Raw genomic sequence first — 26,308 nt, 5'->3', positions numbered from 1 at the left:
CTCTTGCCGCCATCGTTATTGACCAGGTAGTAATTTACCCATCAGTCATTAATGTGGCGAGTGGAGGATACGACCATGGCAACCAGATCGTGGTGGGGATGGGGCACCGTCGAGGACGCCGTCACCGGCGCCGAACGCAGCGCACTCACCCAGCGGATCGCGGCCCTGCTGCCCGAGGCCGACCTCACCATCCACCAGCCACCCGAGCTCACCGCACTCCCGATCCCGCAACCCCGCACCCGCGCCCCGCACGCGCTGGCCGGGATCGCCTCCTACGACACCGCCGACCGCGTGCTGCACGGCCACGGCCAGGCCTTCCGCGACATCGTGCGCAACCTGCTCGGCCGCATCGGCGATGTCCCCGACCTGGTCGTGCGCCCGCGCACCGAGCAGGACGTGGTCGACGTCCTCGACTGGTGCGCCGGCGCGGGACTCGCGGTCATCCCCTTCGGCGGCGGCACCTCGGTCGTGGGCGGCGTCGAACCCCGCGACTGCGGCGACTATCCCGGCGCCGTCGCGCTCGATCTCACCGCGCTCGACCAGGTCCTCGAGATCGACCGCACCAGCCGCGCGGCCCGCATCCAGGCCGGAATCCTCGGGCCCGCACTGGAATCCGCGCTGCGACCCCACGACCTGACCCTGCGGCACTTCCCGCAATCGTTCGAGTTCTCCACCCTCGGCGGCTGGCTCGCCACCCGCGCCGGCGGACACTACGCCACCCTCTACACCCACATCGACGACCTGCTCGAATCGATGCGCGTCGTCACCCCCGCCGGGGTCGGCGAATCGCGGCGGCTGCCCGCCTCCGGCGCGGGGCCCGCCCCCGACCGCCTGTTCCTCGGCTCGGAGGGCGCCCTCGGTGTCATCACCGAGGCGTGGATGCGGCTGCAGGATCGGCCCCGCTGGCGCGCGAAGGCCTCGATCCTGTTCGACGACTACCGGGCCGCCGTCGACGCCACCCGCACCCTGGCCCAATCCGGGCTGAACCCGGCCAACTGCCGGCTGCTCGACCCCGCCGAAGCGTTCCTCAACGCGGGAGTCCTCGCCGCCGGGGGAGTCCTGGTCCTCGGATTCGAATCCGCCGACCACCCCGTCGACGATTCCCTGCGCCGCGCCGTGGAGATCTGCGCCGGGTTCGGCGGCCGCACCCGCGACGAGGCACCCGCCGCCGCATCCGAGGCCGACCCCTCCGACACCTGGCGCTCGTCGTTCCTGCGCATGCCCTACCAGCGCGACGCCCTCGCCGCCCAGTCGATGATCACCGAAACCTTCGAAACCGCCTGCACCTGGGACCGATTCGACCAGCTGCGCGCCGCCATCGAGACCGCGGCCGCCGACGCGTTCCGGTCCACCGGTGTCACCGGTGTGCTGACCTGCCGGTTCACCCACGTCTATCCCGACGGCCCCGCACCCTACTTCGGCGTGTACGCCGCCGGCCGGTGGGGGAGCACCGCCGAACAGTGGGACGAGATCAAAACCGCTGTCTCCGAAGCCATTTCCGCCAACGGCGGCACCATCACCCACCATCACGCCGTCGGTCGCGACCACCGGCCCTGGTACGACCGGGAACGACCCGGCCCGTTCGCCACCGCCCTGCGCGCCACCAAACACGCCCTCGACCCCGCGTGGATCCTCAACCCGGGCGTCCTCATCGACCGCGAGGGGCAGTCGTGAACAACCACCTGCTCGAACGGTTGGGCGCCCGGTGCGGGTCGAACGCCCCACCCGGTGGCTGAAACTCCTGTGCGCCTGCCGGGGTGGCGGTCGACGGAGGGTCAGCGCAGCGAATAGACGTAGCGGCTGGTCGGGATGACGTCGAGGTCGCGGTCGGCGCCGAAACGGGCGATGCTGTCGAGCATGCGGGTGCAGCGCCGCTCGAGTTCGGCGTCGTCACCGCCGCTTCCCCAATAGGCGTGCGGATCCGACATCGCGGCCATCGGGAACAGCTCCTCGACTACGGCGTCCACCCGCCCGTCGGGGGTGATCGAGCCCAGCACCGGATTCTGGATGTAGCCCAGACTGGCCTGGTTGTCCAGCGCGACCTGGGTGTGGTCGCCGATCCAGTTCTCCAGCCACTGCGCCCGGGTCATCCCCGCGGGAATCCTCATCACCGCGATGCGCGCCAATGCGTCGGCGCGGACACCGCTGTCGGTGCGCGGCGGGCGCAACGGGGTGAGCTCGTCGACGACGAACCCGTCGAGCCGATCGGCCAGCGGCCGCAGCAGCGCGGTGATCTGATCGGGATCCTCGACCCCACGCAGCGTCACCACGGCGTCGACGGGCGTGTCGTAGGTGCACATCCACAGCTCGGCCGCGGCGACGTACTCGTCACGGATATTCACCTGCAGTTCGCTGACACCGCAGTAGGACAGCGCCCGCCGCAGTTCGCCATCGTGCAGGTTTGTCTTCAATTCGGCCCCCCACAGCAAATACGTCAGTTTCATAGCCCTGCTACCCGGAATGTGATGCTGATCATCGAACCAACCGGACCGTAACCCAGCCTTCGGGGCGACAACCGGCCCCTGTCCCACTGAGCGGAACTGTTAGCAACCCGAACCAACTCGCTCCGGCGGCCACAGTCCACACCATCCAGCATCGGTCATCGCCAATTTCGGTCGAATCAACAATTTTCACCAAAAGCCAAATACGCCAAAGGATCTCGATTCGTCAGATCAGCATGTTCGGCACCGGGCGCGGAATGAACAACAGCACCGGGCAACCGCCGGTGGTGCAACAACTAAACTGATGATCCGAGAACTGACGCCCCATCATCGGAACAATTCGTCGCATCGCCGGCACGACCCTTCATGTGTTGCCCATCCGCAATCGAAGGAGGAGTCATGGGCACCGAACCGAAGCACGACGATCAGATGGACTTCGAAGCCCTGTACCACGACACGGCATCGGAACAGGGTCCTCCCGCACTGATCCCCTGGGACATCGGCGGCCCACAGCCGGTGGTGCAGCAGTTGGTGGCCTACGGCGCCGTGCGGGGCGAGGTGCTCGACCCCGGAACCGGCCCCGGACATCACGCGATCTACTACGCGTCCAAGGGCTACTCGGTCACCGGTATCGACTCGTCGCCGTCTGCCATCGAACGGGCCAAGCGCAACGCGGAGCGCGCCGGGGTGATGGTGAACTTCGAGGTCGCCGATGCCACCAAACTCGAGGGCCTGGAGGATCGGTTCGACACCGTCATCGACAGCGCCTTCTACCACGTGTTCCTCGACGACGAAGAGACCCAGATCCGGTACGCGCAGGCCCTGCATCGCGCCACGAGACGGGGAGCGCGACTGTTCATGTTCGAATTCGGCCGCCACAACGTCAACGGCCTGCAGCTCGAAGGTTTGCCGGCGGAGAATTTCGAGCGCGTGCTTTCCGCGGCCGGGTGGGTCATCGACCACCTGGGAACCACCACCTACCAGGCCAACTTCGGCCCGGAGACGTTCGCCTACATGACCAAGGAGATGAGCGACGACTCCGGATGGGCCGATCGAATGAAGCCGATGATGGAACAACTCGAGATCATCGGACCGCTGCTGAAGAACAACCGGGTGCACGTGCCCGTGTGGGCCGTGGCCGCCACCCGCCTCGACTAGCCCTGCCGAGCTGTCGCACACTCCCGAATGGTTCAGGTCGGCATGGTTCAGGTCGGCGCCGGGTCATCCCCCAACGCTGTTGGCGACGCTTCCGGGGCAGCGGAGATGATGCCGATCACCGTTGCGACGACCTGGCCTTCGGGATCGCGGAGGCGCGGCAACGAGGTCCTGTCCACCAACAGAGATCCGAGAGTGAGATCCACCAGTTCGGCGCCGACCTGTTCGGCAGATCTGCGCCCTTCCGGCTCGAACCATGTCCACGCCCATTGCGCGGCACCGAAAATGAGCAGGCTCCGGATGCTGGTATCGACGGGCCGGAAGTCACCGGACGCGATACCCGCGTCGAGGACGCCGAGCAGGATTCCGATGTAATGCCTGCGCAGCTTGCGCCCCTCGGAATCCGCATCCTCCTGCGCGAGCCGTGCGACCTCGCGCTGGAATGCGACAGTCCCGTACCGGTCGTGCACCTGATACAGCATGGCCGCATGCAACAGCCCGGCCAGCTGCTCGGGCGGTGTGGCGAAGGTCGACACGATTCGCTCCGCCTCATCGATACGGCGCCGCATATAGGAAACATGCAGAACTTCCAGCAGCCGCGCCTTCGTGCCGTAATGGTGCACGATCAAGCCCTGCGAAATGCCCAGCTCGCTCGCGACACCGCTGAAACTCGTTCCGTCATAGCCCTTCTCGGCGACATGGCGCGTGAAAATATCGAGAATCGCGCCCGACTTGCCCGGTCCTACCGCACGTCCATTCACCGATCCCGCCCCTCCTCGTCCACAATTTCCGGACACCCTCGCACCGACCGACTACTCGACCAGTCGTTGACTGAGTGCGCAGTCAGCATTAGCATAATGCCCCGAGCCGCAGCGGCGCGTTCTCTACAGCAACCATTCATCGCGAAAAGTTGACTTACCGCCCATGTATCAGCACGCCCATCCCGCCGAGGCCGTCCTCGATCGACGAGCCTTCGAACACATCGCATGACGACCGGCTTCTCTGGTAGCGCCACGTCGCCCATGAATGCGGGTGTAGCGGCGTACGGGAATCCGGCGACGGATGCGGTGTCTCTGCTGTCGCCGGATCAACTATTGGCCGCGATCGCCGGGCGGCTCACCGAGCCGTTCCCGCTCATCACGTGGGCGAGAGAACTCGGCGACCTGCATGCCGCGCTGATCTCAGCGGTTCTGAATCCGCGGCGGAATGCACCGGAGGTCACCGAGGCGGCGCTGTGCGCGGATATCGCGAAGGTCATAGACAAGATCAACTCTTGGGCCGCGTCCTATACCCGCCACACCCGGTGCGCCCGTCGCCACACGCACACCTTCGGCGAGGTGATCAGTCATGTGGCGAAGACCTACGCCGAGGCGTGGTGGACGGTGCTGCACAGCGACTGCGAGGAGCTTCGGCACTCCGCGTGGGTCCACCTCGGCGAAGTCCGTGACGGCTACGCCCACCTCATCGGCGATATCCGGGCCGGGCGCGTCCAACTCCCACTGGGCTGGCGAGGCATCCGGCGCACCCAGCCCGCGGGCTGAGGCCCATCCCCGCGCGTGCCCAAGGGCGAGGTCGGGATGCACGAAATGCCCCGTCTCGCGACACCGAAGAGCTGATCCGGGAGTGAGTTCGCCCTGATAGCAACAGATTCCACCATCCAGCCAGTCCAGATCAACACGTCACTGTGACGAATTAACGACCGAGGGCGGGGCGCGGGATGCCCACCTCGATCAAGGTCGAGCCCAGCGCGCTGCGGCGGTAGGACGTCCGCCACGGCGGCTCGCTGTCGCCCTCGCGCGGCTCGGCGTTGACCAGGCACGGATAGGTGCTGCTCATGGCCGCCGGGCTGCCACGCCACCTGAATGTTGACAATGGTCACATCTCGTCCCACACTGGGTGATGTGACCAGTGGAAACTTTGTTACGGCGGAAGGTCCACGGAAGGTCCCCGAACCGAGACACCAACCCGGAAAGGAACTCCGATGACAACCACTCGCGTGCTGGTAACCGGCGCCACCGGAAAGATCGGCGGCGCCGTCGCCGCCCAATTATTGGAGAAGGGTGTTCCGACAAGGGCTTTGGTGCATCGCGATGATGCGCGCAGCGCACGGCTGAGGGCCCTGGGCGCCGAAACGGTCGTCGCCGACATATTCGATATCCAGCAGGTACAGGCCGCGATGGACGGGGTCGACCGGCTGTTCTTCAACCCCCCGTACCACCCCCATGCCCTCGACAGTGCGGTCTCCTTCGCCGTGGCCGCGCGGCGCTCGGGTGTCGAGGCCGTGGTCGCGCTGGGGCAGTGGCTGGCCAGCCCCGAGCATCCCTCGCTGATGACCCGCCAGCACTGGTTGATCGACAAGCTGTTCGAGCTGCTACCCGATACCGCCCACGTCGCGGTCGACCCCGGCTGGTTCGCCGACAACTACCTGCAGTTCATCGGTGTGGCCGCCCAGCTGGGCGTGCTGCCGGCGCCGACCGGGGGCCGGCGCAATGCGCCTCCGTCCAACGAAGACATCGCCCGGGTCGCGGTGGGTGCGCTCCTGGACCCGCACCGTCATGACGGGCGGGCCTACCGCCCGACCGGGCCCGCGCTGCTGACCGGCGCAGAGATCGCCGATGCGGTGGGTGAGGCGTTGGGCCGCCGGGTACGCCACATCGAGGTTGCCCCGCGGATGCTCATGAAGGCCGTGCGGGTGAACGCGAAACGACTCGGTTTCGACCTGTACCTGGAGTCCGGCTTGCGCTACTACGCGCTCGAGGCCGCGCTGGGAACCTGGGAGGTGGGCGGCCCCACCACTCATGTCCGTGATGTCGCCGGCGTCGAACCCGAAGACTTCCCGACCATCGCTCGCCGCTACGCGACCCGCCCGGAAACCCGGCGTACTGCCGGGAATCTCATCCGCCAGATCTGGGACTTCACGGTGACCGGTCTCGTACCGATGCACGACCTGGACCGCTTCGATCGACTCCAGCAGCACCCGCAGCCCGCGCACCCCCGGCTTTCGGGCCACTCCGCACTCTGGCGCAGCGAACACACCACCTCGACCGCGACCAGCCGGTCCTAGACCAGCCCCCCGGGGTGTTCGAAGTGGTGATCGGTTCCGGCGCGGTTCCATCAGCGCTACAGTCGGATTGCTGTGATTTTGCTGCCCATTCAGGCGGAGGTGAGGTCGTGGCCAATTCAGTCATGGGGGACATGGTCAGTCAGCTGCGGCTCGGGTTTCATCGGCTTCAGGACTGGGCGTACCCGGATGAGATCGACAGCGCCCTGTTCAGGGCCTATATGAAGACGCCGCACGATGTCGGCGGTGAACCGGATGCCCCGGCGACGTTCGAGGAGAAAGAGGAAGAGCAGTGGGAACTCAACACGTTTGTGACGTGTGAGGTTCTCGGCTGGCGGGGGATCTGGACGTCCGAGGAACGTCGGCGGCTCGGCAATGTCGATGTCGGGCGGATGGCATATCTCGGGTTTCCGTACTACGGACGCTGGGTGCTGGCGGTTGCCCGTTGCCTCGTCGACAAGCGTCACATCACGCTCGGTGAGCTGATCGAGCGGGTGAGCGAGGTGCGAGAACGCTGCGCCCGCGCCGGCAGCGCTCGGCTGGAAGCGGTGCCTCGCACAACCGGCGACGGGGAGGCGGTGGCCCGTAACCGCCATCACACGGAGGCGGCCGGCAAAGGCGATCCGCAGTGTTTCGCCGGTACCGCCGGCGTCCCGCGGTTCGCGGCGGGCGATGCGGTGCGTGTGCGGGATCTGCCGACGATCTTCTACACGCGCACCCAGGAGTACCTGCGGGGCAAGCCCGGCACGGTCGTCACGGTGTCCTACGAGAGCCTGGTACCGGAGGACGAGGCGTTCGACCGCGAGGATCAGCAGCCCGAGTGGTTCTACATCGTGCGGTTCGAGATGACCGATGTGTGGGAGCCGTATACGGGCTGCCCGAACGACACGCTGCAGGCGGAGATCTCGGAAACGTGGCTGCAGCCGAACCGGATCGAAGCCCGCGATCATCGAGAGGAATCCGCATGACGGCGAATGGCGAGACGGGGCACGACGGTTCTGCACGGCACGCGGCGCCGATGGTCGAGGAGGTCACCGATTTCGAGGTGCTCGAGATCGCATTGCGCGAGCTGGCGATCGAGAAGGGCTTGTTCACCGCCGAGGATCACCGGACCTACACCGAGTTCGTCGAACAGCTGGGCCCGGCGCCCGGCGCCCGGCTCGTCGCCAAAGCCTGGATCGATCCCGCCTTCAAGCGGTTGCTGCTCGAGGATCCCATTGCCGCCTGTCTGGAGGTGGGAATCGACTGGTTGCGACCGACCGGCTTCGGGACGCCCAGCGATTTCACGGCATTGCACGTGCTGGAGGACACGCCCACGCTGCATCACGTGATCGTGTGCACCCTGTGCTCGTGCTATCCGCGTCCGATTCTCGGAAACTCACCCGAGTGGTATCGGACGCCGAACTATCGCCGCCGCCTGGTGCGCTGGCCGCGCCAGGTTCTCGCCGAGTTCGGCCTGTTCCTGTCGGAAGACGTCGAGATCCGAGTCGAGGACTCCAATTCCAAGCACAGGTTCATGGTGCTGCCGGTCCGGCCGGATGGCACGCAGGGCTGGACCGAGGAGCAGCTCGCAGAGATCGCGACGCGGGACTGCTTGATCGGCGTCGCCGTTCCCAAGCCCGGCGTGCGAGCGAATCGGGACCGGCCCGTGCACCCTGCCACCCACCCGGCCGAGAAGTACTGACCCCGAGAGGCCGAGCAATGCCGAACCACGACGACGTCACCCATGTCCGCGTGCGGACGCTGGAGCAGATCGTTTCTCGCGGACAGGTGTGGTCGCGAATGGCCGACAAGTACGGCGTCGCGAATCCGGTGCCGCCATGGCGTTCGAGTCTCGACGGGATGTGCGACGCACTCGACCGGCAAGCAACGGTACTGCCACTTCTCACGCGTCGTTCCGAGGAGGACCGCCTCTCCACCGAGGTGTACGCGACACTGCCGTTCCCGGAGAATCAGCTCGTCGCGCTGGCGCACTCGTTGATCGCCAGAAATGTCATCGATGAGGCTGCTCTGGCCACCCGCATGGAAGCCGTGCGAGCGAGGCTGGAAGGCGGCGAGGGGTGAGCGTGCGGCGGTCGGCCCGGAGCCGCCGCACACCTGAGAACAGACCGGTTGTGAGGAACGGTGTGGCTATACGAGGCTGCGTTCGGCCACGATGGCGGCGGCCGCGCGGCGGCCCATCCGGATCGCGCCGTCCACGTGCTGGAAGCCGTGCCCTGCCAGGTCCGAGCAGCAGAAGTGGATCGGGCCGACCGGATCGCGGTGGTCGCGGCCGTAGCGGGTCATGCCGCCCAGGTCGAAGCTGACGCCGTAGGCGCCGCGGGTCCATTCCTCTGCGCCCCAGTCGGATTCGTAGTAGACGACCGGGTTCGCGGCCTCGGGGCCGAGGTAGCGGACCAGGCAGTCGAGCACGGCCTGCTTGCGCTCGGCGGGGCTCATCTCGAACACGGCGTCGGCCTGTTCGTGGGCGATGAAGCCGACCATCGCGCCGTTGGTGGCGTCGTGGTTGGTGTTGTCGTAGACCTCCGACACGATGTCGGTATCACTGAATCCGGTGCCGGACAGGCCTTTCGCGCGCCAGAACGGGGTCGCGTACACCGCGTGCACCTTGACCACGAAACCGAAGGACATGTGCTGGTACATCTGCTGGCGACGGCGCGGCATGGGCGGATCGAAGCTGATGGCGGAGTACAGGTTCGGGGGCACCGCCAGTACCACGCGGTCGGCGCGCACCTCCAGGTCGCCGTCGGCGAAGACGCTGACGCCGGTCTCGGACCATCGCACCTTCCGCACCGGCGAATTCAGGTGCACATCGTCGCCGATGGCGGCGGCCAGGCGTTGCGAAACCTGTTGCATGCCACCGATGACCCGCTTGTCCAGCATGAAGGTGTCGGTGGCCAGCGCGGTGTAGGACCCCTGCGCGGCGGCCATGTGCAGTGCCTGCAGTGTCGAGAAGGTGTGCGCGGGCTTGGTCAGCATGGCTCCGGAGACGAAGAACGCCACCGTCTCGCGGGCGTAGTCGTTGTCGGACTGCCGCTCCAGCCACAGGCTGAACGGGATCGAATCCAGTTCGGCCGCAAGCGGATGCGCCCACGGCTGCTCCGCGCCGACCTCGGCGGCCAGCCCGTCGAGCAGCCGAATGAGGCGGTCGATCTCGGCGGCGGTGTCGGCGGGCGCGGGGAAGACGTCGCCGGTGAACTGCTGGCGGGTGCCGTCGGCGGCGAGGTAGACCGATTCGCCGTCGCGGTAGCGGGAGAAGGTCTTCAGGCCGAGTTCCTCGACCAGCTCGAGGGCGGCGGTGTGATGCGGGGACAGCCACTGGCCGCCGATCTCGATCATCGCGTTGTCGATGTCGCCGGTCCAGGTGCGTCCGCCGACTCGATCACGAGCCTCCAGCACGGCCACGCTCAGACCGGCCTTGTGTAGTTCGGTGGCGGCGGTCAGGCCGGACGGCCCGGCGCCGACGATCACGACGTCGCGAGTGATGACAGGCACGAGTACTCCTTGCTGAACATCGAGTTTTCCTGGAGATAACCCGAGGGTTGCTGTTTCTAGTATGGTGGGTGCGCTCACGGTCCCGCTCGCTCCACTGCGGCGAATCGGCCGGCCCCTCAATCGCCATTCCGGCGTGCCGGCCGAGGTGTCAGCGCGCGGGCAGGGGCTCGTTCTGGGTGATGCAGTGGATGCCGCCCCCGCGCGCGAAGATCTCCCGCGCGTCGACGGTCACGATGGCGCGGCCGGGATAGACCTCGGCCAGCACGGCCGCGGCCTCGGCGTCGGTGCGGTCGTCGAATCCGCACACGATGACCGCGCCGTTGCACACGTAGTGGTTGATGTAGCTGTAGTCGACGAAGCCCTCCTCGTCGCGCAGCGTTCGCGGGGCGGGCACCGGCACCACCTCGAAAGGCTTTCCGGCCGAATCGGTTTCGGCGGCCAGCTGCTTCATGAGCTGCCGGCTGAGCGCATGGTCGGGGTGCTCGGGATCACGCTGATCGTGCACCAGGACCACACCCGGCGCGGGCAGCGCGGCGACGATGTCGGCGTGCCCGCGGGTGCCGAACCGCTGCGAGTCCCGCCACAGCCCGCGCGGCAGCCAGATCACCGTGTCGACGCCGATCGTGCGGCGCAACTCGGCCTCGACCTGCGCCTTGGTCAGGCCCGGATTGCGGTAGGGGTCCAGCTGCACGGTCTCGGTGACGAGGACCGTCCCGCAGCCGTCGACCTGGATGCCGCCGCCCTCGTTGACCAGCGCCGAATCCACCACCGGCGTCCCGGCCGCCGCCGCGACCGCCCGGCCGATCCTCGCATCGTGGTCCCACCTGGCCCACTCCTGCTGGCCCCAGCCGTTGAACACCCAGTCCACGGCCGCGACCGACCCGTCCGCGGCGTGCACGAAAGTCGGCCCGATATCGCGCATCCAGGCATCGTCGAGGGGTGCTTCGACGATCTCGATGGCACTCGACAGGCAGGTCCGGGCCGCCGCCGCATCGGCCGGATCCACGACCATGGTGACCGGTTCGAACTCGGCGACCGCGTGGGCCACCGCCGTCCACGCCGTGCGGGCCTCGGTCACGGCCTGCGGGGTGGCGGTGATCTCCGACCCGGCGGGCGGGAACGCCATCCAGGTGCGCCGATGCGGTGCGTGCTCGGCGGGCATGTGCCAGCTCATCAGGGCCGCCCGAAGGGGTGCTGGTGATCCACCGGCGCGGTCAGGCGCGCATAGGTGTCGGGCCGGCGGGTGTCCAGGAACGGGAACAGGGTCAGCCAGTCGCCGCGCTGATCCAGATCCAGATCGGCGACCAGCACCGCCGCCTCGTCGCGCGGGGCCTGCACCAGGATGCGGCCGTAGGGGTCGGAAATGAAGGACGAACCGTAGAAGGTGATCTCGCCCTCGTCGCCGAAACGGTTGGGCACCACCATGAATGTGCCGCTGGTGATGCCATTGCCGACGATCACGTGCTGCCACAGCGGCTGGGTGTCGAAGGCCGGGAAGGACGGTTCGGAGCCGATGGCGGTCGGGTAGACGATCACCTCCGCTCCGGCCAGCGAGTACAGCCGCGCCACTTCGGGGAACCACTCGTCCCAGCAGGTCGGCATGCCGATGCGGACGTCACCGAGGTCCGGATGCGTGTGCGGGCGGTAGGCCTCCTCGGACGCCGGGCCCGCGCGGAAGTAGGTGTCCTCGTAGTAGCCGGCGCTGATCGGAATGTGCAGCTTGCGGGTGCGAGCGACCAGTTCGCCGCTGGGGGACACCAGGATCGCGGTATTGAAGCCCAGCCCGTCGCCCTGGTCGGCGCGCTCGTAGAGCGAGGCGTGCACGAACACGCCGTGCTCGATGGCCGCCTTCGCCGCGAAGGCGACGGTGGGCCCGGTCGTCAGATCCTCGGCCTCGGCGCACGGGTTGTCGCCGCCGCGCACGAACGCCGGGTATTTGCTCAGCGTCAGTTCCGGCAGGAACACGGCCTTGGCGCCGAGCTCGGCCGCCTGGGCGATGCCCGCGCTCAGCTCGGCAGACAGCGCATCCGCGTCGGCCTGCCAGCGGTGCTGTACCAGGGCCACCCGCAGCGGCGGGCGGACCGGCGCATCGACCCGGGCGTGCGAGACGGGCGGTTCGAAACAGGTGACGACGTGCATGATTCCTCCTGTAGTGGGAATAGGATTGCGGCGCAGCAGGATTGGCTAGACGGTGGGCGCCTGCACGGCGGGCATCGGATCGCCCGACACCGCGCGCGGCAAGGTCCGGCTCCGGAAGTACGCCGGATCCCGCCAGCGCTGCACGAGCATCAGCACCGCGCCCAGCACCAGAATCCCGAACCCCAGATAGAACACCAGCCCGATGCCGAAGATCTCCGCGCCGCTACCGGTCGCCGGATCGAGGCTCTCCCGCACCGAGATGGCGAAGATGATCAGCAGCATGGCCCCGCCGAGCAGCGGGAACAGCAGCTTGAACAGGAAATCGCGGCCCGAGGCGAACCACCGCTTGCGGAAGTACCAGACGCACGCGAACGCGGTCAGTCCGTAGTACCAGCAGATCATGATACCCAGCGCGGCGATCGTGTCCTGCAGGACGTGCTCCGACAGCAGCGCGGTCAGCGCGTAGAAACCGCCCGCCACCAGCGCGGCGACCGCGGTGGTGAACCGCGGCACCTGATAGCGCGGGTGCACCGAGGCGAACCGGCCGGGCAGCGCCCGGTAGGTGCCCATGGCGAGCATGGCGCGCGCCGCGGGCAGGAAGGTGGCCTGCAGGCTGGCGATGGTGGAGACCAGCACCGCGAGGTAGAGCAGGATCTCGCCGTTGCTGCCGAGCACCGGTCGGGCCAGCGCGCCGAACACATTGTCCGAGGTCTGCGGATTACCCAGTCCGATACCGGTTTCGCCGACTCCGGCGTACCACATGAGCGACACCGCCAGCAGCAGATAGGTGCCGAGCACGGTCAGGATCGACAGCACTCCGGCCCGCCCGGGGGTGCGCTGCGGATCCTTGCACTCCTCGCCGAGGGTGAGCGCGGTGTCCCAGCCCCAGTACAGGAACACCGACCCGATCAAGCCCATGGCGAACGCGCCCAGGGTGAGTCCGGTGAACGGATCGAACCAGTCGATGTCGAAGCTCAGCCCGGACGGCGCGTCCCCGGCCAGCGCCTTCCACAGCGCCATCCCGGCGAACACCAGCAGCACCGTCAGCTGGAAGCCGACCAGCACGTACTGCAGGCGCTCACTGGAGGTGATGCCGCGGCTGGCCGCCCACCCGGCCGCCGCCAGGAACACCAGCGTCGTCACGATATTGATCGGCTTGTTGTCACCGAGGGTCGCGATGGCCTCCGACCCCACCAGCTTGCCCACGAACAGGTACAGGAACTCCGCACCGACCGCCGCGATGTTGGCCAGCACGATCACCACGGCGATCACCGAACCCCACCCGGCCATCCAGCCGACGTAGGGGCCCAGGGATCGTGCCGACCAGGTGAACGAGGCTCCGCAATCCGGTGTTTCGGCATTGAACTCGCGATAGGCGTACGCCGCCAGGAACATCGGAATAAATCCGGCGATCAGCAGCGCCGGCATCTTGAGGCCGACTGCGGCGACGATCAGGCCCAGACTGGCCGTCGTCGTATACGCCGGCGCGATGGAGGCGATACTGAGCACGGCCCCGGCCAGCACGCCGACCTTGTTGGTGGCCAATCCCTTGCCGCTCGGGGCGGAGGGTTCGATCCCCGGAGAATTCTGGATGAGCATGAGAGCTCCTCTTGCGAGGGTCTGGCGGCGGTGGGAGCGAGAAGCGCGCTCCCACCGGCGCCGCGCCACGGTGGAGACACCGGCCTGGGACGGCCGGTTCGGCACGAGATCCGGCGCAGGGGCCGGGGTGCCGGGAGATGACGTCAGCGGGTGAGCGCGACGTATTTGGTGTCGAGGTATTCGTGGATCCCCTCGGATCCGCCCTCGCTGCCCAGGCCGGACTGTTTGACTCCGCCGAAGGGAGCGGCCGGATCGGAGACGACGCCGCGATTGATGCCGACCATGCCGGCTTCCAGGGCGTCGCTCACGCGCAGAGCGCGATCGAGGTCTTTCGTGAAAACGTAAGCGGCCAAACCGAATTCGGTGTCATTGGCGGCGGCCACCACCTCGGCTTCGGTATCGAAACCGTAGATCGCGGCGACCGGGCCGAAGATCTCTTCCCGGTGCATCCGCGCGGTGCGCGGCACATCGTCGAGCACGGTGGGTTCGAAGAAACAGCCCGCACCGTCGAGCGGCTTGCCGCCGGTGCGCAGCACGGCGCCGGACGCGATCGCGTCGTCCACCAGTGCGGTCACCGTCGCGCGCTGCCGCTCGTTGATCAGTGGTCCGAGATCGACGTCCGGCTGGTAGCCGGGGCCGACGCGCAGCGCGGCCAGCCGCTCGGCGAAGCGGGACGCGAACTGCTCGCGCAGCGAATTGTGCACGTAGAGACGGTTCGCCGCTGTGCACGCCTGACCGCCGTTGCGCATCTTCGCGGCCATCGCGCCCTCGAGGGCCTGGTCCAGATCGGCGTCCTCGAACACGATGAACGGCGCATTGCCGCCCAGTTCCATGGACGTGCGCAGCACATTGTCGGCGGCCTGCCGCAGCAGCAGCGCGCCCACCCGGGTGGACCCGGTGAAGGTCACCTTGCGCAGCCGTGCATCCGCCAGCAGCGGCGCGGTGATGGCCGCGGCGTCGCTGCCCGGCAGCACCGACAGCACGCCCTCGGGCAGCCCGGCCTCGGCGAAGATCGCGGCCAGCGCGAGCATGGTGAGCGGGGTGTCCTCGGCGGGCTTCGCGATCACGGTGCACCCGGCCGCCAGGGCCGGGCCGATCTTGCGGGTGCCCATGGCCAGCGGGAAGTTCCACGGTGTGATGGCCAGCACCGGGCCGACCGGCTGCCGGGTGACCAGAATGCGGCCGGTGCCCGCGGGCGCGGTGGTGTAGCGGCCGCCGATCCGGACCGCCTCCTCGCTGAACCAGCGCAGGAACTCCGCGCCGTAGGCCACCTCGCCGCGCGACTCGGCGATGGTCTTGCCCATCTCCAGGGTCATCAGCAGCGCGATCTCCTCGGTGCGATCCACCAGCAGTTCCCAGGCCCGCCGCAGGATCGCGGAGCGTTCGCGGGGAGCGGTCGCGGCCCACTCGGCTTGCACCCGGCAGGCCGAGTCGAGGGCCCGCAGGGCGTCCTCGCGGCCCGCGTCGGCGACCTCGGTGAGCAGGTCACCGGTGGCCGGATCGGTCACGGTGAAGGTGCCGCCGCCGGACGCGGGGGCCGCGACTCCGTCGATCCACACACCGGTGGGAACGAAGGCGCGCACGAAGTCGAACTCGGACAACAGATTTCCTCAGCAGTCGATGGCGGTCGATGACGCGGACAGGTCAGCGATGGCGGTGCACAACACATCCAGGGCGTCGTTCAGCAGGTCCTCGCCGATCACCAGCGGCGGCAGCAGCCGGATCACATTGCCGAAGGTGCCGCAGGTCAGGGTGAGCACACCCTGCTCCAGGCAGCGGGCGGCGATGGCGGCGGTCAGGGCGGCATCGGGTTCGGTGCCGCCGGGGCGGACGAACTCCAGCGCCAGCATCGCGCCCCGGCCGCGCACCTCGCCGATGGCCGGAACCTGCTGCGCGAGTGCGCGCAGGCGGGTCGAGGCGATCTCGCCGATGCGGCGGGCGCGGGCGGTGAGATCGTGCTCGCGGATGGCGTCGATGGCGGCCAGCGCGGCGGCGCAGGCGACCGGATTGCCGCCGTAGGTGCCGCCCAGGCCGCCGGGGTGTACCGCGTCCATGAGATCGGCGCGGCCGGTGATCGCCGAGAGTGGCATACCGCCCGCGATGCCCTTGGCCATGGTGATGATGTCGGGCACCACGCCCTCGTGCGCGCAGGCGAACCAGTCGCCGGTGCGGGCGAAACCGGTCTGCACCTCGTCGGCGATGAACACCACGCCGTTGGCACGGGCCCAATCGGCCAGCGCCGGAAGGAATCCCGGTGCGGGCACGATGAATCCGCCCTCACCCTGGATCGGCTCGATGATGATGGCCGCCACCGAGGTCGCGCCGATCTGCTTCTCGATCCGGGTGATCGCCTCCCGCGCCGCCGCCGCGCCGTCCTGGCCGCCGTCGCGGAACGGATACGACATCGGCATCCGGTAGACCTCGGGCGCGAACGGGCCGAAATTCTGCTTGTACGGCATGGATTTCGCGGTCAGCGCCATGGTCAGGTTGGTGCGGCCGTGATAGGCGTGATCGAAGGCGACCACCGCGGGGCGGCCGGTGGCCAGGCGCGCCACCTTGATGGCGTTCTCCACCGCTTCCGCGCCGGAATTGAAGAGCACGCTGCGCTTCTCGTGATCGCCCGGAGTCAGCGCGGCCAGCTGCTCGGCCACCTCGATGTAGCCCTCGTACGGGGCCACCATGAAACAGGTGTGGGTGAACCGCTCGGCCTGATCCTTGATCGCCGCAACGACTTTCGGATGCGACGCCCCGACATTGGTGACCGCGATGCCCGCGGCGAGATCGATGAGCGCATTGCCGTCCACATCGACGATGACGCCGCCATCGGCATCGGCGGTGTAGACCGGGGCGGTGGAGCCGACGCCCGCGGCGACGGCGCCCTTGCGGCGCACCGCCAGTTCCTGCGAGCGCGGGCCGGGCAGGGCGGTCCGGAGCACCCGCTGCTGCGGAATCCGGTAGCTGATCTCTGTCATGAAACTCTTTCTGCGGTAAGGGAATTCGATGGCCGGTGCAACCGGGATCAGTCGTGTGCGCTCATGACGTGCTTGATGCGCGTGTAGTCCTCGACGCCGTAGGCGGACAGATCCTTGCCGTGGCCCGAGCGCTTGAAACCGCCGTGCGGCATCTCGGCGACCAGCGGAATATGGCAGTTCACCCACACCGCGCCGAAGTCCAGTGCGGCCGAAACCCGCTGCACCACACCGTGATCGCGGCTCCACACGCTCGAGGCCAGTCCGTAGACCACGTCATTGGCCAGACGGACGGCCTCGGACTCGTCGGCGAAGGTCTGCACGGTGATCACCGGGCCGAAGGTCTCCTCCTGCACGATCGGATCGTCCTGGCGCACACCGGTCACCACGGTCGGCGCGACGAAGAAGCCGCGCTCGCCGATCCGCACACCGCCGGTGGCGATGGTGGTGTGCGCGGGCAGCGCCGCGATCTTGCCGGTCACCGACTCGAAGTGGCGGATGTTGTTGAGCGGGCCGTAGGCGGCATCCGGATTGTCGGGCAGGCCCGGCTGCACCGTCTGCGCCTTCTTCACCAGGGCCTCCACGAAGGCGTCGTGCACGGACTCGTGCACCAGCACGCGGGTGGCGGCCGTGCAGTCCTGACCGGCGTTGAAGTAGGCGGCATCGCCGATGCGATCGGCCGCGAGCGCCAGATCCGCATCCTCGAACACCAGGACCGGCGCATTGCCGCCCAATTCGAGATGCGCCCGCTTCACCTGAAGGGCGGCGGCGGTGGCCACCTCGATGCCCGCGCGCACCGAACCGGTGATGGCCACCATGTCCAGGGCCGGATGCGCGACCAGCGCGGCCCCGGTGCCCGCGGTGCCGAGCACCACGTTCAGGACGCCGGCGGGCAGGATGTCCCGGGTCAGTTCGGCCAGCACCAGGGTGCTGCGGGGCGTCGTGTCACTGGGCTTGAGCACGACCGTATTGCCGGTCGCCAGCGCCGGGCCGATCTTCCAGATGGCCATCATGAGCGGGTAGTTCCACGGCGTCACCTGGCCGATCACGCCGACCGGCTCGCGGCGCACATAGGAGGTGAAGCCCTCCATGTACTCACCGGCCGACTTGCCCTCCAGCAGCCGCGCCGCCCCGGCGAAGAAGCGCAGGTGATCCGCGCCTGCGGCGACCTCCTCGGAGGCGATCAGATGCTTGGGCTGGCCGGTATCGAGGGACTGCGCCTCGACCAGGGCCTGCGCATTGGCTTCGATGGCGTCGGCCAGTTTCAGCAGAGCGGCCTGGCGGCGGCTCGGAGTGGCGGCCTTCCAGGCCGGGAAGGCGCGGGCGGCGGCGGCCACGGCGGCATCCACATCGGCGGGCCCGGAGATCGGGCTGCGGCCGGTCACGGACTCGTCCACCGGGCTGATCAGGTCGAACGACTCCGCCGCGGTGGCGGCCGTAAACTGGCCGTCGATGTAGTTGCGAAGTATCTCCGTGGTCATGTCTGCCCGTTCTCGTGCGATGTGTGGGTGCTGTTCGATTGCCACCGAGTGTGCTGCGCGACACACCCCTGCGTCACCTGCCGAATCGGCGTGACCCGCGAGTGGGGTTTCACCATTATGTCCAGTTGCTGTGGGAGAGCTATGAGTGTGGGAATTCCGGTCCGATGGATCCTGTCGCAGCCTGAGCTGGGCTTGGTGCTCAAAGGCGGCGGTGCCGGACTGGGCCGGGAGATCGCGCTCGCGCTCACCTCCGAGCTCACCGAACCGCAGCAATGGCTCTCCGGCGGGGAACTGGTGCTCACCACCGGCATGGGTTTGCCGCTCAGTCGCCCCGATCGGCTGCGCTACCTTCGTGATCTCGACTCGGTGGGGGTGGTCGGCGTCGGATTCGGAGTCGGCCTCTCGCACCCGGCCGTGCCCGAGGACCTGGTCGAGGCCGCCGACGAGCTCGGGCTGCCGCTGTTCGAGGTGCCGCTGCCGACACCGTTCGGCGCGATCACCAAGAAAGTCATGCAGCGGCTCGCCGAACAGGAGTACGAGAAGGTGCTGCGGGCCTCGCGCAGCCAGCCGCGCATGACCCGCGCCGCGATCCAGGGCGTACCCGCCGTCATCAAGGAATTGTCGGCGGCGCTGTCGGCCACCGCGATCGTCGTCGGAGCCGATGGCGTGGTGACCGACGCACATCCCGGGCCGGCGCCCGCCGAGATCATCGACAAGATCACCGAATTTCTCGGGACCCGCGGCGAAGGCGCGGCCAGCGGCGTGATCCACACCGCCCCGGACGTTTTCATCGCCGTGCAGGCCATCGCGGCCGGGCCCGCCACGCACGGGCATCTCGCCGTCGTGACCACGACCGCGCTGAGCCCTGTCGACCAGGTGCTGCTCGGGCACGCCAGCTCACTGCTCGCCCTGGACTTCGAGAAACCCGCGCGACTGCGCATCGCGCAGAACCGCTTGAACACCCAGGCCATCGCCCTGCTGCTCGAGGAACCGACCACCCTCGACACCGTGTGGGGGCATCTGACTCCGGCCGCCGACCGGGCCGGGCGCGTGCGAGCACTGGTGCTGCGCTGTCCCTCGGCGGACACCGCCGAACAGGTCGTCGAGGCCGTCGACACCCGGCTGGCGACGCTGAGCAGGCAGCTGTTCGCCCATCTGGCCGACGATCGGGCCGCCGTTCTGCTGGCCGGAACCGATACCGAGGAATCGGCGGAGCAGCTGCTGCAATCCTTGCCCGCGAGCGTGCGTGCCACCGTGCGTGCCGGGATCAGCGCGCCACATGCCCTGCGCCGATTCGCCGCCGCCATCGAACACGCGGAGCTGGCCGCGTCCGCGGCGCCGCCCGGGGCGAGCCCGCAGGAGCTCTCCGCGCTGGCCGGGCACTCCCTGCTGACCTTTCCCGAGGCGCGGCGGGTGCTCGGCGCAGTATCGCAGGCCATGCTCGCGCCGCTCGTCGGCTATGACGAGCGGCACGACACCAACCTGGTCGACTCGCTACGCGCCTACCTCGAGGCGCACGGGCAATGGGAAGCCGCCGCCAACGCCCTCGGCGTGCACCGGCACACGCTGCGCAGCCGGATCGTCAAGATCGAATCCGTGCTCGGCTGCCGGCTCGACACCGCCCGAGTCCGCGCCGAGCTGCTGCTGGCCGTCATCGCCCAGCGCTGACCTATCGCCCGGCGCTGACCTTGGCCGCCTCCGCCAATGCGGCGTTGACCACGCACAGGCGCGCGATATCGACGACACCGGAGCGGCGCAGACCACCGGCCAGTTCCAGCAGCCGCGCGGCGGAATCGGTGTCACCCCAGGCGGTCACGAGATCGCGGGCCGAGGCGGTGGGGTCGGCCCCGGCGAGGACCGCGACCGTGAGCGCGTGCCACCGCGCCTGCAATTCGTCGCCCAGCACGGCGGCAGCCAGGGTCTCCCAGCGGTCCGAGGCGGGCGTCGCGTCGAAAGCCGTTGCCAGCCAATCCAAACCGATGAGATCGCCCAGCTCACGGTAGGTCTGCGCAACCAGCGGCACCGGAAGCTGTGCGCGCCGGGCGATGTCGCTCAACGGCAGCGCCTGCGCCAGCAGACGCAGGTTCGCCAGGTCGCGTCCGGTATTCCCGCAGGGTCGCGGCAGCACCGTGATCAATTCCGCGACCAGCGGTGCGTGACGGTCGATCTCCTCGGACCAGGAGCCCGAGCCGGGCTGGGTCAGCAACCAGGCGGTGGCCTGTTCGACGGCCGCCTGAATACCGTTGAGGATGCTCATGCGCACCCGCGGCGAGACGCCGGGCACGGCGAGGGCATCGCGCCACCAACCGTCGATATCGAGCACGCTGTGCACCACGGTGCAGGCCAGCACGATGTGCGCGGTGCCCGCGCCCAGACGCTCCTCCAGGCGGTGGATCATGCCCGGGCCGACCCGGTTGATCACCTGGTTCGCCACCGCCACGGCCACGATCTCCCGGGCCACCGGGTGCTTGCACAGCACGTCCTCACCCAGCCGGGTACGCACCGAATCGGGGAAGTAGCCGAACACGGTCCCGGCCACCACCGGATCGTCGAGGATTCCGGCGGCCAGCAGTTCATCGCGGACCAGGTTCTTGGCCATGGCCAGCAGTACCGCGATCTCCGGACGCACCAGGCCGGTTCCCGCGCGCCGGCGGGCGGTGAGCTCCGCCGGAGTGGGCAGGAATTCGGCGGCGCGGTCGAGGCCGGTGGCCTGCTCCAGGTTCTCGATCAAACGACCGTGCCGATCGATCAGGAAGGGGGCGTGCGCCTCGGCCAGGCTGATGGCCAGCGACTGCCGATCGCAGTCGGCGAGCACAGCGGCGACCACCGCGCCGGCATTGTCGGCCAGCAGCCGATCCCGTTCGGCCGGAGTCAGCGAACCCGCGGTCACCGCGGCCGCGAGCGCGATCTTGAGATTCACCTCGCGATCCGAAATCGCCACGCCCGCAGCATTATCGATGAAATCGGCATTGACCCGGCCGCCCGCCACCGCGAACTCGATGCGCGCCCGCTGGGTGAGACCCAGATTGCCGCCCTCGCCGACCACCCGGCAGCGCAGCCGCGACGCCGCAATCCGCACCTCGTCATTGGCCGGGTCGGCGACCGCGGTGTCCGGCTCGTCGCCGCCGCGCACATAGGTGCCGATCCCACCATTGAACAGCAGGTCCACCTCGGCACTCAGAATCGCCCGGATCACCTCGGGCGCAGGCAGTTCCGTCGCGGTGACACCCAGCCGATCACGCACCTCGGGGGAGAGCGGGACGGACTTGGCGGTGCGCGGCCACACGCCGCCGCCCTTCGAGATCAGGGCGCGGTCGTAATCGGCCCAGCTGCTGCGCTCCAGACCGGCCAGGCGGCGGCGCTCGCCATACGACAACAGCGGATCCGGGTCCGGGTCGAGGAAGATGTGGCGGTGGTCGAAGGCCGCCACCAGCAGAATCCGATCGGTTTCGAGCATGCCGTTGCCGAAGACGTCGCCCGACATGTCGCCGATGCCCGCCACCGTGAACGGCTGCGCGTCGGCGTCGATGCCCAGCTCGGCCAGATGCTGCCGGATCGAGCACCACACGCCACGCGCGGTAATGCCCAGCGCCTTGTGGTCGTAGCCACTGGAACCGCCCGAGGCGAACGCGTCGCCGAGCCAGAAACCCCGCGATACCGCAATGCCATTGGCCAGATCGGAGAAGCGCGCGGTGCCCTTGTCCGCCGCGACCACCAGATACGGATCGTGGTCGTCGTACACCACACAGTGCGCGGGCGGGATCGTCACGCCGTCGACAATATTGTCGGTGACATCGAGCAGGCCGCCGATGAACGCCGAGTACGCCGATTCGACGGTGGCGGGATCGCTTCCGCGCCGGGCCACGAACACACCCTTCGCGCCGGTCGGCACGATGACCGCGTTCTTGACCGTCTGGGTCTTCATCAGCCCGAGCACCTCGGTGCGGAAATCGTCCCCGCGATCCGACCAGCGCAAGCCGCCGCGGGCGATAGCGCCGCCTCGCACGTGGCTGCCCTCCACATCGGCCGCGTGCACGAAGATCTCGCGATAGGGCGTGACCGGGGCCGAGATCGAGAGCCGGGCCGGATCGACCTTGAACGCGGCCACCGCGCGACCCGGCTGATACCAGTTGGTGCGCAGCACCGCGGTGCAGAAGGTGTACAGGCCGCGCAGCAGCTGATCCTCCGGCAGCGTGGCCGCGGCCTCCAGCCGTCGCTGCACCGCCGCATCGGCGGCGGCCACCGACTCGGCCCGCCCGGCAGTTCGCGCCGGATCGAACCTGGCGTGGAACAACTCCACGAACGCGCGCACGAATTCGGTATGGGCGGAAAGGATCTCGGTGACCGTGACCTCGCTCAGGCGCAGGCCCACCTGCCGTAGATAGCGGCACGCGGCACGCACCAGGACCACGTCCTGCCAGGCCAGCTCGGCCGTGCCGACCAACCCGATCAACCCGTCGACCTCCACGGCGGTGTCCACGGCCGCCAGGAACGCTTCCGCGATCAGCTCGGCCGTTCGCTCGTGCAACGGAAAAGCGGTGGGGCGGAAGGTGAACCGATGCACGGCACGCAACTCATCGCCACTCACCTCATGGGTGATCACCTGCAATCCCAGCGCCGAGAAGACCTCGATCAGCGTGGTGAGATGCGGCGGCGCGCCATGCCAGACCAATCGCGCCGACGACAGCTCACCCGCGATCCGCTCGAATTCCAGCCGGGGGACGGCATCGATCCGCTGTTCGTCCAGCGTGCCGGTGCCTGCTCCGCGATACATCCGTTCAACTCCCTGTGCGCGATGGGTCCGTCCGCAGACAATCTGCCGCATTGGAGACCCACGACACAGTGGACGAACCGGCACGCTCACCCCACCCCGATCCGCCGCCCTGTCCATTGCCGACCGACCCTGCGACGCGCACCACGATGCGGCACTCGACGCTCTCCGCCGCCGCCGACGTAGCGTTTCACGAACCGCCCCGCAGTCCGGTGACCACCTCGTAGTGGATGGTGCCGAGTGCGTCGGCCCAGTCCTGTGCGACGCGTTCGCCGTGTTGGCCGTTGCCGAAGAACACGGCGTGGTCGCCTTCGTGGACGCCGCCGCCCGGGCCGAGGTCCACGACCACCTGGTCCACCGGGTTGCCCGGCTCATCGGCGTGGGGGAGATGGGAGAAGATCGCGCGCAGGCGGATCGTGCCCGCGCGGGTGACCCGGACGATTTCGTCTGTCCACCTTGATCGCGATCGTCGCGGGTTTCCCGACCGAGGAGGCGGCCGCGGCGACGACGAGCAGATGCCGGGTGGAGGGGACCCCGATCTCGATGCCCGCCTCGATGGCGCCGCGGTAGTCGCCGTCGGGGTTGTTCAGCCAGCACACCGGAGCGAGCTGGCCGGGCCGGGATCACCGCGCGTCCCCGGATCAGGTGCCTGTTCGGCGGCCGGGGCGCCACCGGAGCCGCCGCGTGCCCGTCCGAGTCGGGTCATCGCGGCGTAGCCGGCGCAGACCAGCCCCGCCCAGGCGGCGCCGACCGCCACCGCGGTGCGCCCGCTGTCGGTGAAGAACAGCAGGACCACGACCAGGCCGAGGAATCCGAGGGCGAGCGGGGTGGTGACCCGTGCGGCGGGGAGGCGGTAGTCGCTGGCCGGGAGGATGCCATCGGCGACGCGGGCGCGGTAGATCCTGTGGCAGACCAGGATGACGGCCCAGACGAAGATGATGCCGACGGTGGAGACCGAGGTGATATAGGCGAAGGCCCTGTCGGGGGAGACGGCGTTGACGACGACGCCGAGGACCATGACACCGGCCGAGAGGCAGATTCCGGTGAACGGCACCGAGCGGGAGCTGAGGGTGCCGACCCGGGCGGGTGCCTCCCCACGCAGCGACAGGCTGCGCAGCATCCGTCCGGTGGAGTAGATGCCCGAGTTGCACGAGGACAGTGCGGCGGTGAGCAGCACGAAATTGATGATGCCGGCCGCCGCCGGGATGCCGATCTGCTCGAAGACCTCGACGAACGGGCTCTTTCCGGACTGGAAGTTGCGCCACCCGGCGACGGACATGATCACCAGCAGCGCACCGATGTAGAACAGACCGATGCGGACCGGGAGGGTGTTGATCGCCTTGCGCAGTGTCTTCCTGGGCTCGCGCGCCTCACCGGCCGTCACCCCGACGAGTTCGACTCCGACGTAGGCGAACAGCACGATCTGCAGGGTCATCAGGGACTGGCCGAATCCGTGCGGGAACACCCCGCCATCGGCCCACAGGTTGGTCACCGACGGGTGGGCGGCGTGACCGAATCCGATGGTCAGAACCCCGATCCCGATCAGGATCATGCCGATGATCGCGGTGATCTTGACCGCGGAGAACCAGAACTCGGCCTCCCCGAACAGCCGCACCGAGATCAGGTTCGCCCCGAACAGCACGGTCAGCACAACCAGGGCGGTGATCCACGGCCTGATGTCGAACCAGTACTCGATGTACTTGCCGGCGACGGTGATCTCGGCCATGCACGTGCTCACCCACACCGCCCAGTAGGTCCAGCCGGTGGCGAACCCGGCGAACCGGCCGAGGAACTCGTGGGCGTAATCGGCGAAGCTACCGGAGACCGGCCGGTAGGTCAGCAATTCGCCCAGTGCCCGCATGATCACGAAGATCGCCAGGCCCGCGAGCAGGTACGACACGATCAACGCTGGACCCGCCTGCGCGATAGCGCCGCCCGATCCGTAGAACAGGCCGGTCCCGATCGCCCCACCGATCGCGATCATCTGAATCGTCCGCGAACTCAATCCGCGGGCGTAGCCCTCCGACTCGGTGGCTGCGGGCTCGGGTTTCGTACCGGCCATCGTGGCCGTCCGGTGTTGGTGGTCGGGCAGTGTCATGTGCACTCCTTCGGTGATCGCGGCCGCGGCCCTGACGTCGACGTCGAGAGGGCGGTCCGATGGCGCGGCGCGGTCATCACCCGGATCGCATTCCGGATGGGTCGTCGCCGAGGATGGTGCGGCCGGGGAGGACTAGGCGGCCAGGTCCAGGTAGGTGAACAGAACCCGATCGGCGCGCAGCCGGGAGTATTCCTCGGCGACGGGTTTGCAGGGGATTCCGATTCTCACGGGTAGAGCTCCTGAACGTGTGTGGATGTGAGCGACAGGTGTCGCAGCGAACAGTGGACGTGAGGCGCATCACTCGCTGGCGTCACCAAGTATGAATATTCATCAATTCGCTGCCAACGAAACTGCAGATAATTCTGCAATACTGGACAACTTTTCTGAATCTTCATCCCACAGGAAAGGTTGGGTCCCGGAACCGAAGCATGTTCAGGAGGCGAGCGACCAGCCCGGTACTACCGCCCGCGCATCGCCGCCGACGCACTGCCGCCCTGAACCCCATATCGACGCCAGGGCTCGTCGCGCGGTTCACGCGTCGGCCGGTACAGAGACGACCGGCATGCCCGGGCACGCCGGCTGCGCTCAGCTCTCGAGCCGGATCGCTCGGCGCCGGCGTCCGAACCGGGGTAGCTCACGATCGGAATGCCGGCCACGCGCGAAAACGTCGCTCCCGCAACAATGCCGAGGAATCCACTCAGATCCGCGGCCCAGATCCGCGGTTGGCCGGCATCCGGGTATGCGGGGAACAGCGCCACCATGAATCGGGTGGACTTCCCGAGCGCCGAAGATGCTTCGGAATCGACACAACACCGAGCAGCGCGTCGAATATCCAAATGACCAACTCGGAAAATCAAAGAATTACATTCACAACTATGGCGTATTTTCCTAATTATATTCCATACTCAATGGCACCAGTGGCCCACGTCACAGTTCCGGCGGATGCCTGACCGAGACGCCACTGGGCGACGAATGCGACAGCCGGGCTCGACCCGTGTATGCCGAACCGACGATGGCGGGTGGCACACGCCGACCTGCGATAACAGATCCATCCGGCTCGCAGGGGTTATCTCCGATATCTCCTGTGGCCGGCCGACCG

Annotated in this window: 20 protein-coding genes and 1 pseudogene; 8 read left to right on the top strand and 13 right to left on the bottom strand. The window is 68.2% G+C overall.

Annotated features, from left to right (window positions below):
• Nucleotides 1-75: 75 nt before the first annotated feature.
• Complete coding sequence (locus ACWEQQ_RS35560; RefSeq protein WP_452351289.1) at nucleotides 76-1,674, top strand: FAD-binding oxidoreductase; 1,599 nt, start codon at nucleotides 76-78, stop codon at nucleotides 1,672-1,674.
• 101 nt (nucleotides 1,675-1,775) lie between these two features.
• Here ACWEQQ_RS35560 and ACWEQQ_RS35555 read toward each other — a convergent pair whose 3' ends face one another.
• A complete protein-coding gene (locus ACWEQQ_RS35555) occupies nucleotides 1,776-2,444 on the bottom strand; it encodes a hypothetical protein (RefSeq protein WP_452351288.1) in 669 nt (222 codons plus the stop codon).
• Nucleotides 2,445-2,840: 396 nt separating this feature from the next.
• Between ACWEQQ_RS35555 and ACWEQQ_RS35550 the strand changes: the two genes are divergently transcribed.
• Nucleotides 2,841-3,599: a class I SAM-dependent methyltransferase gene (locus tag ACWEQQ_RS35550; protein ID WP_452351287.1), complete on the top strand. Its 759-nt coding sequence runs from the start codon at nucleotides 2,841-2,843 to the stop codon at nucleotides 3,597-3,599.
• A 47-nt stretch (nucleotides 3,600-3,646) separates the two neighbouring features.
• Here the strand turns inward: ACWEQQ_RS35550 and ACWEQQ_RS35545 are convergent, their stop codons facing one another.
• A complete protein-coding gene (locus tag ACWEQQ_RS35545) occupies nucleotides 3,647-4,357 on the bottom strand; it encodes a TetR/AcrR family transcriptional regulator (protein ID WP_452351286.1) in 711 nt (236 codons plus the stop codon).
• A 261-nt stretch (nucleotides 4,358-4,618) separates the two neighbouring features.
• On the opposite strand from ACWEQQ_RS35545, the gene ACWEQQ_RS35540 reads away from it, so the two are divergent.
• Entirely contained in the window at nucleotides 4,619-5,137 is a 519-nt protein-coding gene (locus ACWEQQ_RS35540) for a hypothetical protein (RefSeq protein WP_452351285.1), read from the top strand.
• 151 nt (nucleotides 5,138-5,288) lie between these two features.
• On the opposite strand, the gene ACWEQQ_RS35535 is transcribed toward ACWEQQ_RS35540, so the two are convergent.
• Nucleotides 5,289-5,432, bottom strand: a complete 144-nt coding sequence (locus ACWEQQ_RS35535; RefSeq protein ID WP_452351284.1) for a hypothetical protein — start codon at nucleotides 5,430-5,432, stop codon at nucleotides 5,289-5,291.
• Nucleotides 5,433-5,577: 145 nt separating this feature from the next.
• Between ACWEQQ_RS35535 and ACWEQQ_RS35530 the strand changes: the two genes are divergently transcribed.
• From ACWEQQ_RS35530 to ACWEQQ_RS35515, 4 genes are all read left to right on the top strand, one after another.
• Nucleotides 5,578-6,660, top strand: coding sequence for an NmrA family NAD(P)-binding protein (locus tag ACWEQQ_RS35530; protein ID WP_452351283.1), 1,083 nt, complete (start codon nucleotides 5,578-5,580; stop codon nucleotides 6,658-6,660).
• A gap of 122 nt (nucleotides 6,661-6,782) precedes the next feature.
• The gene (locus ACWEQQ_RS35525; RefSeq protein WP_452351305.1) at nucleotides 6,783-7,625 is read left to right on the top strand and encodes an SH3-like domain-containing protein; all 843 of its coding nucleotides are present in this window, start codon (nucleotides 6,783-6,785) and stop codon (nucleotides 7,623-7,625) included.
• Complete coding sequence (scnC, locus tag ACWEQQ_RS35520) at nucleotides 7,622-8,341, top strand: thiocyanate hydrolase subunit gamma (RefSeq protein WP_452339949.1); 720 nt, start codon at nucleotides 7,622-7,624, stop codon at nucleotides 8,339-8,341. Before ACWEQQ_RS35525 ends, scnC begins: the two co-directional genes overlap by 4 nt.
• A gap of 17 nt (nucleotides 8,342-8,358) precedes the next feature.
• A complete protein-coding gene (locus ACWEQQ_RS35515; RefSeq protein WP_452351282.1) occupies nucleotides 8,359-8,721 on the top strand; it encodes a thiocyanate hydrolase in 363 nt (120 codons plus the stop codon).
• A 66-nt stretch (nucleotides 8,722-8,787) separates the two neighbouring features.
• On the opposite strand, the gene ACWEQQ_RS35510 is transcribed toward ACWEQQ_RS35515, so the two are convergent.
• The 7 genes from ACWEQQ_RS35510 to ACWEQQ_RS35480 all read right to left on the bottom strand — a co-directional run bounded on the left by ACWEQQ_RS35510 (nucleotide 8,788) and on the right by ACWEQQ_RS35480 (nucleotide 18,340).
• Nucleotides 8,788-10,152, bottom strand: a complete 1,365-nt coding sequence (locus tag ACWEQQ_RS35510; protein WP_452351281.1) for a flavin monoamine oxidase family protein — start codon at nucleotides 10,150-10,152, stop codon at nucleotides 8,788-8,790.
• Between the two features lie 148 nt (nucleotides 10,153-10,300).
• Nucleotides 10,301-11,326 (bottom strand): agmatine deiminase family protein, encoded by a 1,026-nt coding sequence (locus ACWEQQ_RS35505; protein ID WP_452351280.1) that lies wholly within the window; start codon nucleotides 11,324-11,326, stop codon nucleotides 10,301-10,303.
• Nucleotides 11,326-12,291, bottom strand: coding sequence for a nitrilase-related carbon-nitrogen hydrolase (locus tag ACWEQQ_RS35500; protein WP_452351279.1), 966 nt, complete (start codon nucleotides 12,289-12,291; stop codon nucleotides 11,326-11,328). The genes ACWEQQ_RS35505 and ACWEQQ_RS35500 overlap by 1 nt, the downstream gene beginning before the upstream one ends.
• A gap of 45 nt (nucleotides 12,292-12,336) precedes the next feature.
• Entirely contained in the window at nucleotides 12,337-13,890 is a 1,554-nt protein-coding gene (locus tag ACWEQQ_RS35495) for an APC family permease (protein ID WP_452351278.1), read from the bottom strand.
• Between the two features lie 143 nt (nucleotides 13,891-14,033).
• The gene (locus tag ACWEQQ_RS35490) at nucleotides 14,034-15,491 is read right to left on the bottom strand and encodes an NAD-dependent succinate-semialdehyde dehydrogenase (protein WP_452351277.1); all 1,458 of its coding nucleotides are present in this window, start codon (nucleotides 15,489-15,491) and stop codon (nucleotides 14,034-14,036) included.
• A 9-nt stretch (nucleotides 15,492-15,500) separates the two neighbouring features.
• Nucleotides 15,501-16,862 carry a 4-aminobutyrate--2-oxoglutarate transaminase gene (gabT, locus tag ACWEQQ_RS35485; RefSeq protein WP_452351276.1) on the bottom strand — a complete coding sequence of 454 codons (1,362 nt, stop codon included), beginning with the start codon at nucleotides 16,860-16,862 and terminating at the stop codon, nucleotides 15,501-15,503.
• Between the two features lie 47 nt (nucleotides 16,863-16,909).
• Complete coding sequence (locus ACWEQQ_RS35480; RefSeq protein WP_452351275.1) at nucleotides 16,910-18,340, bottom strand: aminobutyraldehyde dehydrogenase; 1,431 nt, start codon at nucleotides 18,338-18,340, stop codon at nucleotides 16,910-16,912.
• A gap of 141 nt (nucleotides 18,341-18,481) precedes the next feature.
• Between ACWEQQ_RS35480 and ACWEQQ_RS35475 the strand changes: the two genes are divergently transcribed.
• Nucleotides 18,482-20,008, top strand: coding sequence for a PucR family transcriptional regulator (locus ACWEQQ_RS35475; protein WP_452351274.1), 1,527 nt, complete (start codon nucleotides 18,482-18,484; stop codon nucleotides 20,006-20,008).
• Nucleotide 20,009: 1 nt separating this feature from the next.
• Here the strand turns inward: ACWEQQ_RS35475 and ACWEQQ_RS35470 are convergent, their stop codons facing one another.
• The 3 genes and pseudogenes from ACWEQQ_RS35470 to ACWEQQ_RS35460 all read right to left on the bottom strand — a co-directional run bounded on the left by ACWEQQ_RS35470 (nucleotide 20,010) and on the right by ACWEQQ_RS35460 (nucleotide 25,209).
• Nucleotides 20,010-23,114, bottom strand: coding sequence for an NAD-glutamate dehydrogenase domain-containing protein (locus ACWEQQ_RS35470; RefSeq protein WP_452351273.1), 3,105 nt, complete (start codon nucleotides 23,112-23,114; stop codon nucleotides 20,010-20,012).
• A 187-nt stretch (nucleotides 23,115-23,301) separates the two neighbouring features.
• Nucleotides 23,302-23,469: pseudogene (locus tag ACWEQQ_RS35465) on the bottom strand (alanine racemase C-terminal domain-containing protein); the annotation flags it as partial.
• Nucleotides 23,470-23,697: 228 nt separating this feature from the next.
• Nucleotides 23,698-25,209, bottom strand: a complete 1,512-nt coding sequence (locus ACWEQQ_RS35460; RefSeq protein ID WP_452351272.1) for an amino acid permease — start codon at nucleotides 25,207-25,209, stop codon at nucleotides 23,698-23,700.
• Nucleotides 25,210-26,308 lie beyond the last annotated feature (1,099 nt).

It is taken from the genome of Nocardia sp. NPDC004123 (genome assembly GCF_053603795.1).
The sequence above is the reverse complement of the archived record's forward strand: the minus strand, read 5'-3'. Positions and strand labels throughout refer to the sequence as shown.

Coding starts and splice junctions, on each gene's coding strand:
- ACWEQQ_RS35550 (WP_452351287.1), top strand. CDS start 2,841: ATGGGCACCGAACCGAAGCACGACGATCAGATGGACTTCGAAGCCCTG.
- ACWEQQ_RS35540 (WP_452351285.1), top strand. CDS start 4,619: ATGAATGCGGGTGTAGCGGCGTACGGGAATCCGGCGACGGATGCGGTG.
- ACWEQQ_RS35530 (WP_452351283.1), top strand. CDS start 5,578: ATGACAACCACTCGCGTGCTGGTAACCGGCGCCACCGGAAAGATCGGC.
- ACWEQQ_RS35560 (WP_452351289.1), top strand. CDS start 76: ATGGCAACCAGATCGTGGTGGGGATGGGGCACCGTCGAGGACGCCGTC.
- ACWEQQ_RS35470 (WP_452351273.1), bottom strand. CDS start 23,114: ATGTATCGCGGAGCAGGCACCGGCACGCTGGACGAACAGCGGATCGAT.
- ACWEQQ_RS35480 (WP_452351275.1), bottom strand. CDS start 18,340: ATGACCACGGAGATACTTCGCAACTACATCGACGGCCAGTTTACGGCC.
- ACWEQQ_RS35525 (WP_452351305.1), top strand. CDS start 6,783: ATGGGGGACATGGTCAGTCAGCTGCGGCTCGGGTTTCATCGGCTTCAG.
- ACWEQQ_RS35495 (WP_452351278.1), bottom strand. CDS start 13,890: ATGCTCATCCAGAATTCTCCGGGGATCGAACCCTCCGCCCCGAGCGGC.
- ACWEQQ_RS35555 (WP_452351288.1), bottom strand. CDS start 2,444: ATGAAACTGACGTATTTGCTGTGGGGGGCCGAATTGAAGACAAACCTG.
- ACWEQQ_RS35535 (WP_452351284.1), bottom strand. CDS start 5,432: ATGAGCAGCACCTATCCGTGCCTGGTCAACGCCGAGCCGCGCGAGGGC.
- ACWEQQ_RS35475 (WP_452351274.1), top strand. CDS start 18,482: ATGAGTGTGGGAATTCCGGTCCGATGGATCCTGTCGCAGCCTGAGCTG.
- ACWEQQ_RS35505 (WP_452351280.1), bottom strand. CDS start 11,326: ATGAGCTGGCACATGCCCGCCGAGCACGCACCGCATCGGCGCACCTGG.
- ACWEQQ_RS35500 (WP_452351279.1), bottom strand. CDS start 12,291: ATGCACGTCGTCACCTGTTTCGAACCGCCCGTCTCGCACGCCCGGGTC.
- ACWEQQ_RS35515 (WP_452351282.1), top strand. CDS start 8,359: ATGCCGAACCACGACGACGTCACCCATGTCCGCGTGCGGACGCTGGAG.
- ACWEQQ_RS35460 (WP_452351272.1), bottom strand. CDS start 25,209: ATGACACTGCCCGACCACCAACACCGGACGGCCACGATGGCCGGTACG.
- gabT (WP_452351276.1), bottom strand. CDS start 16,862: ATGACAGAGATCAGCTACCGGATTCCGCAGCAGCGGGTGCTCCGGACC.
- scnC (WP_452339949.1), top strand. CDS start 7,622: ATGACGGCGAATGGCGAGACGGGGCACGACGGTTCTGCACGGCACGCG.